We start from the raw sequence: 15,706 nt of genomic DNA, 5'->3' as shown, positions 1-15,706 counted from the left end.
GGGGCGCGAGGGCTCGCACCACGGCATGGACGACTATGTGGAGATCAAGTACCTGTGCCTGGGGGATATTCAGCAGTAGGGCCAGCGGGCGACTATCAGCAGAAAACTACTGTTTTGATAGCTGCTTGCGCTTGGTGGGTAAGCGCTGAAGGCCTATTTGGCTTGAAATTTCGGTACGTATTCAAGACATTGGGCGCAGATAGGGTGCACCTGTGCCGCGCTCTATAATCGACGCCTTCGCGGGTGTAGTTCAATGGTAGAACGGCAGCTTCCCAAGCTTCATACGAGGGTTCGATTCCCTTCACCCGCTCCAGTTCTCAAGCGCCTGGCCAGCATGGCCCTCTGCGCGCTGCTGGGTTGGAACCACGCTGCCTCGGCGCAGCCCACGGACAGCAAGCCCGTGGTGGCGGTTCTCCAGCCAAGCCCCGTCCCATTTTCTGAATCCTTGCTGCGCAGCCTCAAGCTGCCCGCAGGTTTTGAAATTTCCGTCTTTGCCCTGGGCCTGGGGAATGTGCGCTGGATGCAAGTGGCCGCCAATGGCGACGTCTACGCCAGCCTGCGCGCCCAAGGCGAGGTGGTGCTGCTGCGCGACACCGATGGCGACGGTGTGGCCGACGTTCGAAAGACTGTGGCCCGCATCGCGCGCGTGCACGGTCTGCTGCTGCACGCCGGCAAGCTGTACATGGTGTCGGACCGCGCACTGGATGTGGCCGAGGTGCAGAGCGACGGCACCCTGTCGACGCCGCGACGGCTATTCGACGATCTTCCCCCCGGCGGCAACCACCCACGCCGCACGCTGGGCATGGGGCCGGACGGCTGGCTGTACCTGAGCGTGGGCTCGACCTGCAACAACTGCGCTGAGGCCAACCCCGAGAACGCCACGCTGCTGCGCCTGCGGCCCGACGGCAGCCAGCGCGAAATCTTCGCCCGTGGCCTGCGCAACACCATGGGTTTTGCCTGGCAGCCGGTGACGGGCCGGCTCTACGGCTTTGACAACGGCTCGGACATGCGCGGCGACGACCAGCCGCCCGAAGAGCTCAACGCCATCGTGCAGGGCAAGCACTACGGCTGGCCCTGGTGCCTGGGCGCGCGGGTGCCCGACCCAGTGCAGACGCAAGACCCGCCGGGCACCAGCAAGCAGGCGTTCTGCCCCACCACCGAGGCGCCGGCCGCCACCACCACCGCCCATTCGGCGCCGATTGGCTTCGTCTTCTACACCGGCACGCAGTTTCCCAAGGCCTACCAGGGCGACGGCTTTGTCGCCATGCGCGGTTCCTGGAACCGCTCGAAACCCAGCGGCTACCGCGTGTTGCGCGTGCGCTTCGGCGCCGATGGCAAGCCGATGGGCATGGAAGACTTTGTCACGGGCTGGCTGCTGGACAGCAAGCCGCCCACGCAGTTCGGTCGTGTGGCCGGGCTTGCCGTGGCGTCCGACGGCTCGCTGCTGATTGCAGAAGACCAGAACGGCGTGATTTACCGCGTGCGCTACACCGGCCGCTGAGCGCATCACCACGTTCCGGCCACGTTTCGCCTGCTTGACAGCGCATGAAAAGCCGCGCGAGTACCATGTTGGCATGAGCCGACATCTGACCATCCTCACCGGCGCTTCGCGTGGCATGGGCCTCGCGATGGCGCAACGACTTATCCAGCCCACCGACACGCTGCTGTGCATCTCGCGTGGCGAAGCGCCTGCTTTGCAGGACGCTGCCGATGCGGCAGGCTGCACGCTGCTGCAATGGCAGCACGACCTGTCGGACGGCGCGGGCGCCGCTGCGCGGCTGCGCCAGTGGCTGTCGCGCAAGTCGCTCGACGATTTTGGCAGCGCCACGCTGATCAACAACGCCGGCGTGCTGCCGCGCATTGCGCCACTGTCGGAGAGCGATGCCGGCGAGCTGAGCAAGGCGCTGCGCGTCGGGCTCGAAGCGCCCATGCTGCTCACCAGCGCCTTCCTCGGCGAGACCGAGCATTGGCTGGTGCCGCGCAAGGTGCTGAATATCTCTTCGGGGCTGGGGCGGCGCGCCATGGCGTCGCAGGCGGCGTACTGCGCGGCCAAGGCGGGCATGGACCACTTCACGCGCTGTGCGGCGCTGGACGAAGCGCAAAAGGCGCACGGCGCCAAGCTGTGCTCGCTGGCGCCCGGCGTCATCGACACCGACATGCAGGTGCAGTTGCGCAATACCGACCCGGCGCTGTTTCCCGACGTGGGGAACTTCGCTCAGCTGAAAACCGCCGGCAACCTCGCCACCCCCGAGGAAGCGGCCGCCCGCGTGCTGGCGTGGCTTGCGCGCGAGGACTTCGGCCAGCACCCCGTGGCGGATGTGCGCGACGCGTGATCAATCACTACCAATTTCATAGCTGAAGGCGCATACCAGATAAGCGCTAGAGCCTATTTTTACTTAAATTTATTGTCAGGAGTCCACCATGTCCCGTGAAGTCGTCGTCGTCAGCGCAGTGCGCACCGCCATTGGCACCTTTGGCGGCAGCCTGAAGGATGTGCCGCCCACGGAGCTCGGCGCACTGGTCGTGCGCGAATCGCTCGCGCGGGCCAAGGTAGAGGGCAAGGACGTGGGCCACGTCGTGTTCGGCCACGTGGTCAACACCGAACCCAAGGACATGTACCTCTCGCGTGTCGCCGCTATCAACGGCGGCTGCGGCGAAGGCACCCCGGCCTTCAACGTCAACCGCCTGTGCGGCTCGGGTCTGCAGGCCATCGTCAGCGCCAGCCAGGCCATTTTGCTGGGTGACACCGACATTGCCATTGGCGGCGGCGCCGAAAACATGAGCCGGGTGCCCTTTGCCAGCCTGAACATGCGCTGGGGCGCACGCATGGGCGACACCAAGATGGTGGACATGATGATCGGCGCGCTGCACGACCCGTTCCAGAACATCCACATGGGTGTGACGGCCGAGAACATTGCCGCCAAGTGGGGCATCACGCGCGAAGACCAGGACAAGCTGGCCGTCGAGAGCCACAACCGCGCCGAGCGCGCCACGCAGAACGGCGTGTTCAAGGAGCAGATCGTCCCGGTCACGCTCAAAAGCCGCAAGGGCGACGTGCAGTACGCCACCGACGAGCATTTCCGCCCCGGCGCCACCATGGAAGACTTGGCCAAACTCAAACCTGTCTTCCTGAAGGAGAACGGCACGGTGACGGCCGGCAACGCCTCGGGCATCAACGACGCCGCCGCTGCCGTGGTGCTGATGGAAGCCGGCACCGCCAAGGCGCGCGGGCTCGCACCGCTGGCACGCCTGGTGGCTTACGCCCATGCGGGCGTGGACCCGAAATACATGGGCATCGGCCCGGTGCCGGCGACGCAGCTTGCCCTCAAGCGCGCCGGCCTCACGGTGAACGACCTGGATGTGATCGAGGCCAACGAGGCCTTTGCCGCCCAGGCCTGCGCTGTCTCGCGCGACCTGGGGCTGGACCCGGCCAAGGTCAACCCCAACGGCTCGGGCATTTCACTCGGCCACCCGATTGGCGCGACGGGCGCGCTGATTACCGTGAAGGCCTTGTACGAACTGCAGCGTATTCAGGGGCGCTACGCGCTCGTCACCATGTGCATTGGCGGCGGCCAAGGCATTGCGGCGATCTTCGAGCGCATCTGAGAGCGTGAACACGTTCTGAGAGCGCCATGCCGGCGCACCCGCCGGCCAGCGCGGCATCCACGAGCGCCCACAGTACCTTGTTTGATGCGCCCAAACTGGACGGTCTCCAGACACGGCTACCAGAGTGCTACCGCGAAGACCCTGGGCGGATAAACCGAACGCCATAGCGTCTTCTTTGCAGGTCTTTACAGCCTCGGGCCAGCAAAATCCGATTGCAAATGGACCAACGGCGCCCGAAAGCGCCGTGGTCAGAGGAGTGGCAGCGTCAGCTGCGCACCACCAGCACCGGCACGTGCGCCACGCCGAGTACGCGTTGCGTGACGCTGCCGAGCATGAGCTTTTCGAGGCCACGGCGCCCATGTGACCCCATGACAATCAAGTCGGCACCGGTGTTTTCCAGCGCACGCACGATGCCCTCGTGCACCGCGTGCCCTTCACCGATCACGGCATCCGCGGTAATCCCCGCTGCCTGTAGGGTGCCTTTGGCGGCGTCGAGCGCCGTGTTGGCCTCTGCGGTGGCCGCACTGAGGTACTGCGATTGCCCATAGGCGAAATCAGCGCCCACGCCAGTGAAGGGATACGGATCGATCACATAGAGTGCCGTCACCTTGCTACCAAAGGCCTTGGCGAGTTCGGCGGCCTTGGAAACCGCCTGCATCGAGGTGGGAGAGCCGTCGACTGGAACCAGAATGTGCTTGAACATGTTGTCCTCCTTGGTTGAATACCTTGCGCTTGATTAAGTGTGCGCGCCGTGTCTGCATCGCACCTTGACCCGCATCATAGGGGACGCGTCACACGCCCGGGCCCTGGAAGCCCATGCGCCGCCACGTCAACACCAGCGTGTCCCGATGCGCACCTTGACACGCCTCTGGATCTGCGGACTGCAAGGGCTGGATGGGCGTGGTTTCATGGATCATGCGGGCGTCGTCCAGCAACAGCACGGACCAGGGTTCGGTCAGCGTGAAGCGCTGGCCCGCAGACGACGCAGCTTCGAAAATGCGCGTCTCGCCCCCCTTGATGGCACCGCGCTCGACCAGGAACACCGCCACCAGATCGACGCCGTCTCGGTGCGCGCCTTCAGGCGTCGGCCTGCCGATGCCGTTCCCGGTATCGATACGAAACTGGTGCGCTTCCACGAACCAGCGCTGCGCTGCTTCGCCGGGCGCAAACACGGCGTCGCACAGACCACCCAGCGCGCCGACCAGGGAGCGCCAGGCAGGCTGCGCCAGCACCGCGGGCGCCATAGGGGCAAACCAGCGCTGGATACCGCCGTGCAAGGCGTTGTATTCGACCGGCTGCCAATGCGCACGGTGCGCCACTGGCAGAACGCCCTGGCCCTGCACCTCGAAACTGGCATGGCGCCGACGCCGGTATTTGCCTCCGTCGAGCAGATAGTCGTCGGGTGGCAGGTCATTCCAGGTGCGAGCCAGCATCTGCAGGGCCTGAGGGGTGGCGCCTGACCACTTGGCCACAGCCGTGGCGTCAAGCAAGGCGTAGCCCTGCTCGCGCAGCCGCATCGGCGCTTGTTCCGGGGGGCAATAGGGTGGTGCGAAAAGTGGCGGTGCGCCGCGCCCTGTAGGCGCCTGCGGCGTCTCTTCAACGCAGGTGGGGCTGGGAGAGGTTTCCATTGTCAAATTTTAGGAAATAATGATCGCTAACGCTTACCCACATTAAATACACAGCTATTGAAAATGAAGCGATTTATGGCGCAACAAGGGTAGAAATCTGCTGCAGCATCTGGTCGGCCGGCGCGGGCTGCCCAAACAAGAATCCTTGCCAAAGGCAACAGCCAAAGCGCTCAAGCAGGGCCCGTTGCTCTTCGGTCTCCACGCCTTCAGCGATGACCGCCAGGTCCAGGCTGTGCGCCAGCGCGACGATGGTGCGGGCGATGGCGGCATCGTTGGCATTGGTTATCAAATCACGCACAAAGCTCTGATCGATCTTGAGCTGGTCGAGGGGCAGGCGCTTGAGGTAGGACAGGCTGGAGTACCCCGTACCGAAATCGTCAAGCGAGAACCGCACGCCGTGGGTGCGCAATTCAATCATGCGAGCAATGGCCGCTTCAGCATCGTCCAGCAGCAGCGACTCTGTCAATTCAAGTTTCAGCCGCGTTGGGTCCGCGCCTGTCTCACGCAGCACTTCCAACAGCTCTGCGACGAAATGCAGGTGTCTGAACTGCCTTGCACTGACGTTGACCGCCAGTGTGAGATGCGCCGTTTCCGCATTCTTCGCCCACGCTGCGAGTTGCATGCAAGCGGTATGCAAGATCCAGGCGCCCAGCGGAACAATAAGGCCGGTCGCCTCGGCAATGCCGATGAAATCGTTCGGGTAGACGCGGCCACGGTCAGGGTGCTCCCAGCGCACCAGAGCCTCTGCCCCGACCAGCCTGCCACCCGCCTCCACCTGTGCCTGGTAATGCAGGATGAACTGCTGCTGCACCAAGGCACGGCGCATGTCGGCCTCCAGCGCCGTGCGTTCGGCCACTGCCTGTTGAATCCGCGGGTCAAAAAACCGCAGCGTGTTGCGCCCCTGGGCCTTGGCCTCGTACATGGCCAAGTCGCCACGCTGGAGCAGTTCGTCGGGATTGTTGGACGCGTCGGCGTACAACGCGATGCCAATACTGCACGACGTATGGTGCGTTCGCTCGCCCAGCGTGAATGCCTGGCCCAGCATGCGCAGCACGGTGCGCGCCACACGCTGTGCCTCGTCGGCTGCCTGCGCGGGGTCGCTATTGAGCCCGTCGAGCAGCAGCACGAATTCGTCGCCCCCCAGGCGGGCCACGGTATCGCTGCGGCGCGCGCATTGCTCCAGACGCTCACCCACCTGGCGCAGCAGATCGTCGCCGATCTCATGCCCCAAGGTGTCGTTGAGATCCTTGAAATTGTCCAGGTCCACCACAAGAAGCGCGCCGCCCAGACCGCTGCGCCCACTGTTGGTCAGACTGCGCTGCAGGCGGTCTGACATGAGCCTGCGGTTGGGCAACCCCGTCAGGGCGTCGTAATACGCCAAGGTGCGAATTTCTTCTTCGGCCGCCTTGCGCTCGGAAATGTCCATCTGCGTGCTGACGTAGTGCGTGATCTCGCCTGTGGGCGAGCGCACCGCAGCGATGTTGACCCAGGCGGGGTAGTTCTCGCCGGATTTGCGCTTGATCCACATCTCCCCGGCCCACTGCCCGGTCGCGGCCACCGCGCTCCAGACACCTTGGTAGAAGGCCGCGTCATTGCGCCCCGATTGCAGGCACGAGAAATCCTGGCCACGCAATTCACCCTCGGCATAGCCAGTCAGTCGGTACACCGCGCGATTCATCTGAAGAATCCGACGGTCCGGGCCCGTGACCAGCATGCCCTCTTGCGACTCGAAAATGGTCGCCGCAAGCCGAAGCGCCTCGTCCGCACGGCGCAGCGCCGTGATATTGGTGGAGTAGCCACACAAGCCCATGACCGCACCCTTGCCATCGAACAGGGGCACTTTGACCGTAAGGTAGGTTTGGCGCTCTTCACCGTCGGGAAGGGTCATGCTCTCTTCCACTTCGATGCGTTCACGGCGATCGAATACCTGCCTATCACTCTGCTGCATGGCTTCGGCCGCTGCAGTTCCGAAAAGGTCCGCATCGGTCTTGCCGATTACTTCGCCGGGGGTGCGGCCCAAGTTCTGTGCCGACTGGCGATTGGCATATTGGTAACGGAAATCAAGGTCTTTGATATAGACCAGCGCACCGGCGTTGTCGAGAATTGCAGCCAGCTTTTGCTCGCTGTTGCGCAGGTGCTGGGTACGCTCCGCCACCTTGCGGCGCAGCACCAGGATATTGAGCAGCAAAATGAGACAAAACAGGCCCAGCCCCAGCAGCCCCCACTGCCCCCATAGCAGATCGGGCAGATCCATTCGCTCCATGGTGGCACCCGCGCCTTGGGCAATTGCCAGAGGAACTTGCACACCCCCCCACCAGACAAGCACTGCCGCACCACGCAAGCAAGCCTTGCGCATCGAGAGCAAAATCACATTGCGCACCTACGTTGGAATATGCAACCCATGGTAACCATATTCGACCCAGGAAGCGCAGGCGCCACAGGCGAAGCTTCGGCCCCTTTTTTGCCTGATTTGTTAGCATGATTGCCTGTAATCCACCGCCTTGCTCTCATACGGATTTGCTATCAGAACCCGAACCAGGCGCACACTGCCGAGATTGCGGTTCGCACCGGCGTATGCAAATAGACCCGGTTGCCGCTTTGCATGCAAATTCGTTTCAATGGAATGCCCAACATGCCCTATGAACGCCGTCACTTTGTCCGGGTTGTGTTTGCCGCCCCGGCACAGCTTGCGTGCAACGAGGTGACACTCGAGGTGCGGGTACTGGATCTCTCGCTCAAAGGCGCGCTGATTACCTTGCCCGCCGGGGCCAGTGTGCGCGAGCAAGCACTTTGCACCTTGACCCTGCCTCTCACAAGCGGCAGCGGACACATCGAGATGGAGATGCAGGTCGCCCATGTCGAAGGTGCGCAACTGGGCTTGCTGTGCCTGCATTCGGACATCGACAGCATCACCCACCTGCGCCGTCTCATCGAACTGCAGTTGGGTGACCCCGCGCTGCTTGAACGTGATCTGCGCGAACTGGTTGCAGGGGCCGGCTGAGAACCAGCTTAGAACGATCTCAGGCTCAGCGGTCTGCCGGCTGCTTTTCTGCCTCTTGCAACGCGCGCCACATCACCTTGCCACTGCCGCTCTTGGGCAAGGCGTCGACAAACTGCACCACACGCGGCGCCTTGTACGCTGCCATGTTCTCGTGGCACCAGTCCAGAATCTCTTGTTCGCTGGTGTGCCCGTGCGAAGCGCGCAGCACCACCACGGCTTTGACGCTCTCGCCTCGATAGCTGTCGCGCATACCGATCACACAGGCCTCTTGAATAGCAGGGTGGCGGAACATCAGGGCTTCCACTTCGGCAGGCCATACCTTGAAGCCTGACGCATTGATCATGCGTTTCAAGCGGTCGGTGAGGAAGAAATAGCCATCGGTATCCACATGGCCCAGATCACCGGTACGGAAAAAGCGCTTGCCTTCGAATTCGATAAACGCGGCAGCCGTCGCCTCTGGACGCTGCCAGTACCCCTCAAATACTTCCGGCCCATGGACGATGATTTCGCCTTGCTCGCCCACCGCAAGCTCTTGCAGGGTATCGGGATCAATCACCCGGGCGTCGGTGCTCATGAACGGAATGCCAAGACACTGCTGCTTGGGCGCATCTACCGGATTGGAATGCGAGGGCGCCGCCGTCTCGGTCAAGCCATAGCCCTCGGCGTAACGAAGACCGTACTGGTCAAACAAGCGCTGGGCAACCGCCTGCGGCATCGCAGCCCCGCCGCCGCCGATGTACACCAGGCTGGAGAGGTCGTAGCTCGCAAAGTTCGGGCTCCCCAGCAGATCGATGATCATGGTGGGCACATTGGTCCAGTTGGTGACCTTGTAGCGCGAGATCATCCGGCCCGCAAGATCGCGGTCCCAGCGCGGCATGAGCACCAGCGTGCCACCGCAGTACACGGTGGTATGCATCACGCTGACCATGCCGGTGATGTGAAACATGGGCACCGCTGCAAGCGCGACATTCTCAGAGGAACCATTGCCCCACAGCGCGCTCGCCACGGCGTTGTGCATGAGGCTGCGGTGCAGATGCATGCAGCCTTTGGGCAAACCGGTGGTCCCACTGGTGTAGGGCAAAACGGCCAAGTCGCTGCTACCCACCACATGGGCGGGAACAGGGGCGGTGCACGCGAGCGCATCACTCCAGCGGTGCACCTGGCCACCGGCCAGACTTGGCATCGCATGTTCAGTGGTAAGCCATTGGCGCCAGGCTGCTGGTGGTGCATCACCCTCGGCAACTGCAGGGTCGAACGCATCCATGAAACGCGCCACCACCAGGTGCTGCAACCCCTCGCCTTCAGGCAGGCTGTTGCTGGCAAGCGCAAGCTCTGCCGCCAAATCAGCCGTAGTGAAGGCAAACTTCGCCTGCGGGTCGGTGATGTAATGCTTGAGCTCTTCCGCCCGGTTCATCGGATTAACCGGTACAACAACCGCGTTGGCCCGCAGAATGGCGAAATGCGCCATCACCCATTGGGGGCAGTTTTGCATACACAGCAGCACGCGATCGCCGCGCTGGATCCCCAAAGCACAAAGGTGCGCCGCAAGACGCTCTGCGCCCTCAGCAAGCTGGCGATAACTTATCTCGGAACCGAAGAACACCAGCGCAGTTTTGTCCGGATAGCGGTGCGCGTTGACTGACAAGTTGTCCCAAAGGGAGGTGGCCGGTACCGAAATAGCTTTGGGAAGCCGGCGGGGCCAGAAGGCATAGTGCGAACGCATGGTCAGATTCCTTTTGACCGAAGTCTAGTGGTGCATCCGCGGTTGCTCTCGCGGGTTTGCCCGGAATGGCTGTCACATACGGGTCAGGCGAACGCACGGGCATTGAGTGCTGCAACCCTGGGGCGATCGTGATCGCGTCCAGCGGACGGCCGGGATGGTTTCAACGGAAGAACAACCCGGTATTTCCTCGGCTTACCCGGTATTTGTCATCCGGAAAATCCACAACACTCGGGGTGCATATTTCGAACAAGGTAACGCCCATTCAGACCCTTTGTTCCAGAGATACCACCATCAAAGGAGTTAAAGATGCTCGATATTTCTCAAGCCTCAAGCCTGCTGCAGTCGCTGGGTGTCACCAGCGCCACGGCATCCAAGGCGGCGCAGCAGGCGGCCAGCAGCGGCAACAGCGACCCCGTCGATTTCCTCAAGCAGCTGCAGGCCAGCCTCGAGCAGCTTTCGCCTGCGACATCCGCATCGGGGAACACTGCAGTGACATCCGACACCCAGGCGCCCTCCACATCCAGTGTTTACAAAAGTACGCAACAGACCTTTGCACCCGATGCCGCTGCCACGACCGACCCACTCCCATTCACGAATCTTGATGAGTTTCGCACCTGGGAAAATGGCTTAGGCAGCACCTTCTCTCCTGACTATCAGACACCTGACTACGTGAAAATGATGGGGCTGTCCCTTCAAGGTGGCGATCAGGATGCGGTCAAACGCTACGTTTTCTTCAAGGACAATCCACAGTACGTCGCAGATTACGAAGCCATCCACAGTGGCGCCGTATCCAAATTCCCGACCGATGGTTCGACTCTGATCAAGAGCGATCTTTCCGCCATGCCGGAAGAGACCGCCTCGTACTACAAAGAAAATCCCGCTGCGTTGCGAATGGCAGAAGGATTCAGCATGGATCCAACGCTCTACAAGATGCAATTGGATGGAAAACTAGACATACCGTACGGCACCAACACGACCGAATGGTTAACGGAAAACAAGTGGACCGCTGACGGCGTAGTGCCCAACGACAATCGCGCCACCCTGGCACAGGCCGACTATATTGGCCTGGATGGTAATGGAGCAGGTACCTATCGCCTCGCCAAGTATGATCCTGCAAATGGTCTGATCGTCGATCTCGATGGAACAACCTATGACCCTCTGACGGGTCAGGCGTCAGCCTGAAGCAGGTGATTGGCAGCCAATTACGCGAATCCGGCTGTCACTCCCACTCCATCATCAACAAAGTCTCCGAAACCCGTGTGGTTAAAGGGATTGGCTGTGATCAACATAGGGCGTTACCGTCACTTTTACCGTAAGAAGCGCGCATCTTTTGTTGGCGCGGGAGATGGAGCGATTTGCGGGGCGGCGACTTTGGCGGCACTATCGTCAATCGGCCTCAATCATAACGGTCTGACCGGTTCTAAGCCCTATGCGAAGCGAAGCCATCAGTGGTGCGCAGCTGGTCTGAAGCCGAAGTCTCACTCTCAACAACAATCTCCTCTGGCCGGATGATTGCACCTGGACCATGGATGCGCTTGGTGTCGCCTGTGTCAAATCGGATCTGCATGATGAACTGGTGGGTGCCGCCCATCGCGTGCATTTCCTCGATGAGGCCGGGGCCAAAGATCTTGTGCACAACGCGCGAGCCAACGCCCAACTCGCTCTCTGCCACCAAAGTGAGTCCAACTTTTTGGACTGAGAACCCTGGCTCTTTGAGCCGAGCCTGTGCTTTTGCAAGTTCGGTAGCATCTGCTTCGTTCTCGGCCGATACCTGCACGAGAACGGTTTTGGTCAACTTGACTTCGACCTTGGCAGTGAAAAATTTCGTCATGAATGTGCCTGTGCCTTCGTTGGTAGTGGGTTCAGCATGGGGCGTGCCACGCTGGCCTAAGATCTGAAACGCGGCGTCCACGCCTCGATAAGACGCTCTTCGTCTTCCTCATCTTCTTCATCGGGCACGTTGATGTCGTAGAGCACGGTCAGAGTCTTGCCGTAGCTTCCGAGCCCAACCACATCTTCGCGAATTTCCAGACGGCGCCTGCCACCAAACCAGTCTTGGAGGTTCGTGAAATCCTGGACCCGCTCCGCGTGGGCAATGCGATCAGGGTCCCTATTGAAGGCCAGGGTTGAAGAGCGTGCGGGAAGCCCTTGCCCTTTTCTCAGCCAATCGATGCCACGAACCTGCTTTAGGGCTTCGGACATGAAGCAGTGGTCAACGATGCCTCCCTCGCTGATCACGATGGCCATGTGGTCACGAGTGCACTGGGCATATCGAATCGCCGTGGCGTGCAGCGAAGTTTTGCAGAAAAACGAAAGGGCTTCGATTGCCTCCAGGCCTTTGCCGGCATTTTCCAAAGCCGGAAAGAAAAGGTGGCGCGGCATCAGGAATCCCGCAGCGAAGCGGTCCGCCTCCGCTTCATACCTGTCTCCAGAATTGAAACCGGCTCTCGAAACATGCGTGCCTTGACCACTAGGGATCAACGCTTCAGGGTGACCTGGTATGTAGTAGTGCCCAAGCTCGTGGGCGATGCTGAAGTTCTCGAAGCCCTCGTTCTGAAGGTGGGTAGCGTAGGCAATCGCGAAGTCGTTGCCATACCGGACCAGCATCCCAGAGCACCCCCTGTCCTCTACAGGCTTCGCCTCGACGATGAAGTTGAGGTCTTCCGCGACAGAACGCGGATTAATGGGAAGGGCAGCGATCTTCAACCCCTTAACGATCGACTCAGCATGACTCGTTGCGAAGAGGTAGGGATCGCTGGTGCTCATGATTTGCCTTTCTCCTTGGCCCGCGCTGCGAGCATCGTAATGAGGTCATCTGCCATCTTTCTGTCCGCGCCATCGAGCTTGTCATAGTGGCGATGCAGTTGGTCCGCTCCGGCAAGCGCTTTGAATTCAGCGACCCGTCCAAGCAGGTAGTCGATAGTCACATCCAGAGTTTCGGCGAGCAGATGAAGGTTGTCGAAGGAAGGTTTTCTTGTTCCGGTCTCGAAATGAGAGATGGCCGAAGGCTGCAGACCTGCGCGGCCGGCCAACTCTTGCTGGTTAAGGCCTCTGTACTCCCGAGCCGCTCGAAGGCGCTCAGGGAAAACCAATGACGGCTGTGGGGGAATTGACGGCGGCATGACGATATCGTATAGTTTAAATTGACACACTCGTCATGGCCCTGCCGGGCCTATCTTTTGGCCGGGGGCTTGACGAGTTCGTCATATATTAAATGACGCCCCCGGCCAAAGCAAGAGAAAGGATTTGCTATGGCAGACGCACAAGTAACCTGCATCACGAAACCCAACCCGCAGAGTGCCCACGAGCACATTACCCACTTGGGCAATGGCAGCCAGTGGCGCTGGACGCGTGAAAAGGTGATCGAAAGCATCGAGGCCAAGACCAACACGTTTTACGTCCTGGACCCTGTGAGCGGGAAGCGCGCCGACATCGGTGTAGTCCGCGAGCAAGGCAAGGCTCCCTACGTCCGCACATACGCGGACGGCAAGTGGAACAACAACCTGTTGTCCCTCACCCAGTGCACTGTGTCCTAACGCCGTAACCAAAAGGAGTTCGATATGGCAAATACGAAGAAGCCCGGTCAAAGCACCGGCAACAACGGCGGCATCTACCAGCAAGTAGGGCCACATGGTGGCAAGCAGCCGAACTACAGCACGGTGCCGGACAACCGGCAGCTGCCGCCGACGACCAAGCCGGGCCACATGTGGACCCCGGTCAAGGTCACGCCGACCAGCGATCGGTGATCCCATGTGTGAGCGAAAAAGGGCGGCCTAGGCCGCCCTTTCATATTGCGAAGTTTGATAAGTCCATGACTAGGCGACGAGATCCAGCATTCTTTCGTCGGCCAAGCTGCTGGCTTCACGCTACAGGCGAGCCGGATTGGATGAAGGCAGCTTGCTACATGCCTGGTACGTGACGGCGCCACGGTCCTCCGTCAGCTCATCCCGAAGAAGCATTGGATCGAGCACAGATGCACTGTGCGCCTCCAGCGCCAACGAAGACCGACAGTGCCACAGCCCAGCTTGCCGCGAATTTAAGTTTGAAGTTTGATTTCTTCATAGTTACCTCCTTGGTTTGTTGTGCGTTGGTAAGGGTACGGTGCTTGTTGTTAGTGGGAATTTCACCCAGCAATCGGACGGTTCGCTCTGTCTTCTGAATCTGTTGATACGTCAGGCTGATTGAACTATCGGTCTTCTCGCTCCAATGCTTCCTCGTTGTGATTGGTGCGCTCAGTTTATCGCGAGACCGACTCGATTGCTCAATTGCTTGCCCTGCCCCTTTTCTTGAATCCCCGATCTCCGACCATGAACGCTTCCAGCATGTGGGGAATCAGAGTGGTCGTATCGACCGCTTCGTCGTAGGTCTGCGCATGCAGCGCGGCGTAGCGGTCAAGTTCAGCCTTCAGGCTTGTCGGACAGGAGAACGTGATCTTCGTGCTCTCGGCCTTGGGCAGCGGCCCTATCCGCAGCTTCCTGGCCCCGTTCATTTCGCACCTCCACGGTTGAAGAACATCGGTTGGTACGGCCGCAGCACCAAGTCCCGGTTCACGATGACCCGCACCGGAAGCCCCGGCCGCGCCGTGAGCGTCGTCTGGATGTTCATGTTGCGCCGGGTCATCTCCCGCCCGATCTGGTTCACGCTGTCCTGCACGCTATCGCGCCCGACAATGACGATCCGGTTTCCATCCTGCCGGTTCTCGGGCGCGGCCAGCTCGGCACCCACACCCAGCAGCGTGGTCAGCGCCGCACCGGCCAGGATGCGCCCCCAGTGCCGGTCCACGCCGTCCTCCAGTCCGGCATAGCCCGCCGGGTCGGTCCCCACGAGATTGTCCAGCGTCAGCGAGGAGGTATCGGGCAGGATGACGCGGTTCCACACCATCTGCACCCTGCTCTGCCCATAGCTCACCTCGCTGTTGTACTTGCCCAGGATGCGCGAGCCCTGCGGGATCAACAGGAATTTGCCAGTGGCCGTGTCATAGACCGGCTCCGTCACCGTGGCGATCACATCGCCCGGCAGATCGGACTTGATGCCCGTCACCAGCGCCGCTGCGATCACCGTCCCTGCCATGACCTGGTAGGGGGATGCCGGCATTTGCAGATTGCCGGAATTGCGGGTTTCAGCAGGTCCGGCTTTCTGGAAACCCTCTTTCTGGTCCTGCCGATTTTGCACAGCGGTTGGATCGGAAGGCTGGGCCGCCGTCGAGGCCGGGCCTGCGGCGAGCGGGTCGAAGCCCGCCAAACCGGCTGCCAGGGTATTCGGTGGGGCTGCACCCTGCCCTGCAGGTGCAGCCGCAGTACGCTGGCTGGCCGAGCGGAAGAACACCGATGAAGCCGCTGCCGCCTCGGCCTCCTTGCGCAGCGTGTCCTCGGGATCGTGTCCCGGTGGCCCGTACACCGGCTGCTGCGACTTCACGATGGCCGGCCCCAGATCGCCCGGCAGTGGCGGCCCCAGCGCAGGCACCTTCTGTAGTTTCGAATAATCGGATGGAAGCTGGTCCAGGCCTTCCGACTTCGACACGCGGTCCACGTTGTACAACTCAGACTGCTCGCCCGCACCACGCCGATGCGGCTGCAGCGACCAAATCATGGCACCGAGCACGGCGACCGACAAGCCGCCGGTCAGCAGAGCCAGTGTGCGCCGGTTCAGGCGTGTCACAGGCCGAGGCTGAGCGCGCAGCGCCACCGCTTCAGGTGCCACCTTGCCCGCCTGCGGCGCGGCGAGATCGGGAGTGTCGTCCTGGCTCAT

Annotated in this window: 16 protein-coding genes and 1 tRNA gene; 8 read left to right on the top strand and 9 right to left on the bottom strand. The window is 61.4% G+C overall.

What is annotated here, in order from left to right:
- Positions 1-239: 239 nt before the first annotated feature.
- From AC07ZH_RS02915 to bktB, 4 genes are all read left to right on the top strand, one after another.
- A tRNA-Gly gene (locus AC07ZH_RS02915) sits at positions 240-313 on the top strand.
- 21 nt (positions 314-334) lie between these two features.
- Positions 335-1,501, top strand: coding sequence for a PQQ-dependent sugar dehydrogenase (locus tag AC07ZH_RS02910; protein WP_495198475.1), 1,167 nt, complete (start codon positions 335-337; stop codon positions 1,499-1,501).
- A 73-nt stretch (positions 1,502-1,574) separates the two neighbouring features.
- Entirely contained in the window at positions 1,575-2,333 is a 759-nt protein-coding gene (locus tag AC07ZH_RS02905) for an SDR family NAD(P)-dependent oxidoreductase (protein WP_119110633.1), read from the top strand.
- Positions 2,334-2,421: 88 nt separating this feature from the next.
- Entirely contained in the window at positions 2,422-3,606 is a 1,185-nt protein-coding gene (gene bktB / locus AC07ZH_RS02900) for a beta-ketothiolase BktB (protein ID WP_495198474.1), read from the top strand.
- 265 nt (positions 3,607-3,871) lie between these two features.
- Here bktB and AC07ZH_RS02895 read toward each other — a convergent pair whose 3' ends face one another.
- The 3 genes from AC07ZH_RS02895 to AC07ZH_RS02885 form a co-directional block, all read right to left on the bottom strand.
- Entirely contained in the window at positions 3,872-4,309 is a 438-nt protein-coding gene (locus AC07ZH_RS02895) for a universal stress protein (RefSeq protein ID WP_119110627.1), read from the bottom strand.
- An 88-nt stretch (positions 4,310-4,397) separates the two neighbouring features.
- Complete coding sequence (locus AC07ZH_RS02890) at positions 4,398-5,123, bottom strand: 2OG-Fe dioxygenase family protein (RefSeq protein WP_495198486.1); 726 nt, start codon at positions 5,121-5,123, stop codon at positions 4,398-4,400.
- Between the two features lie 184 nt (positions 5,124-5,307).
- The gene (locus AC07ZH_RS02885; RefSeq protein ID WP_495198473.1) at positions 5,308-7,539 is read right to left on the bottom strand and encodes a putative bifunctional diguanylate cyclase/phosphodiesterase; all 2,232 of its coding nucleotides are present in this window, start codon (positions 7,537-7,539) and stop codon (positions 5,308-5,310) included.
- 327 nt (positions 7,540-7,866) lie between these two features.
- Between AC07ZH_RS02885 and AC07ZH_RS02880 the strand changes: the two genes are divergently transcribed.
- Positions 7,867-8,235, top strand: a complete 369-nt coding sequence (locus tag AC07ZH_RS02880) for a PilZ domain-containing protein (protein ID WP_495198472.1) — start codon at positions 7,867-7,869, stop codon at positions 8,233-8,235.
- A 25-nt stretch (positions 8,236-8,260) separates the two neighbouring features.
- Here the strand turns inward: AC07ZH_RS02880 and AC07ZH_RS02875 are convergent, their stop codons facing one another.
- Positions 8,261-9,958, bottom strand: a complete 1,698-nt coding sequence (locus AC07ZH_RS02875) for a long-chain fatty acid--CoA ligase (protein ID WP_495198471.1) — start codon at positions 9,956-9,958, stop codon at positions 8,261-8,263.
- Positions 9,959-10,264: 306 nt separating this feature from the next.
- Between AC07ZH_RS02875 and AC07ZH_RS02870 the strand changes: the two genes are divergently transcribed.
- Positions 10,265-11,140 carry a hypothetical protein gene (locus AC07ZH_RS02870; RefSeq protein ID WP_495198470.1) on the top strand — a complete coding sequence of 292 codons (876 nt, stop codon included), beginning with the start codon at positions 10,265-10,267 and terminating at the stop codon, positions 11,138-11,140.
- Positions 11,141-11,378: 238 nt separating this feature from the next.
- Here AC07ZH_RS02870 and AC07ZH_RS02865 read toward each other — a convergent pair whose 3' ends face one another.
- Genes AC07ZH_RS02865 through AC07ZH_RS02855 form a run of 3 tightly spaced genes read right to left on the bottom strand, consistent with a single transcriptional unit; the run spans position 11,379 to position 13,080 of the window.
- On the bottom strand, positions 11,379-11,789 hold the full coding sequence (locus tag AC07ZH_RS02865; RefSeq protein WP_495198469.1) for a hypothetical protein: 411 nt from the start codon (positions 11,787-11,789) through the stop codon (positions 11,379-11,381).
- A gap of 56 nt (positions 11,790-11,845) precedes the next feature.
- A complete protein-coding gene (locus AC07ZH_RS02860; protein WP_495198468.1) occupies positions 11,846-12,724 on the bottom strand; it encodes an ImmA/IrrE family metallo-endopeptidase in 879 nt (292 codons plus the stop codon).
- The gene (locus tag AC07ZH_RS02855; protein WP_495198467.1) at positions 12,721-13,080 is read right to left on the bottom strand and encodes a helix-turn-helix domain-containing protein; all 360 of its coding nucleotides are present in this window, start codon (positions 13,078-13,080) and stop codon (positions 12,721-12,723) included. Before AC07ZH_RS02855 ends, AC07ZH_RS02860 begins: the two co-directional genes overlap by 4 nt.
- A 129-nt stretch (positions 13,081-13,209) precedes the next feature.
- On the opposite strand from AC07ZH_RS02855, the gene AC07ZH_RS02850 reads away from it, so the two are divergent.
- Complete coding sequence (locus tag AC07ZH_RS02850; RefSeq protein WP_495198466.1) at positions 13,210-13,494, top strand: DUF3892 domain-containing protein; 285 nt, start codon at positions 13,210-13,212, stop codon at positions 13,492-13,494.
- 24 nt (positions 13,495-13,518) lie between these two features.
- Entirely contained in the window at positions 13,519-13,704 is a 186-nt protein-coding gene (locus AC07ZH_RS02845) for a hypothetical protein (RefSeq protein WP_495198465.1), read from the top strand.
- 515 nt (positions 13,705-14,219) lie between these two features.
- Here AC07ZH_RS02845 and AC07ZH_RS02840 read toward each other — a convergent pair.
- Both AC07ZH_RS02840 and AC07ZH_RS02835 read right to left on the bottom strand, forming a co-directional pair.
- Positions 14,220-14,447 (bottom strand): DUF2274 domain-containing protein, encoded by a 228-nt coding sequence (locus AC07ZH_RS02840; RefSeq protein WP_495198464.1) that lies wholly within the window; start codon positions 14,445-14,447, stop codon positions 14,220-14,222.
- Positions 14,444-15,706 carry a TraB/TrbI/VirB10 family type IV secretion system protein gene (locus AC07ZH_RS02835; protein WP_495198463.1) on the bottom strand — a complete coding sequence of 421 codons (1,263 nt, stop codon included), beginning with the start codon at positions 15,704-15,706 and terminating at the stop codon, positions 14,444-14,446. The genes AC07ZH_RS02840 and AC07ZH_RS02835 overlap by 4 nt, the downstream gene beginning before the upstream one ends.

The organism is Simplicispira sp. GW247-4R2A (assembly GCF_059424465.1).
Note: the sequence above shows the minus strand (reverse complement) of the source record. Positions and strands in the feature narration are given on the sequence as shown.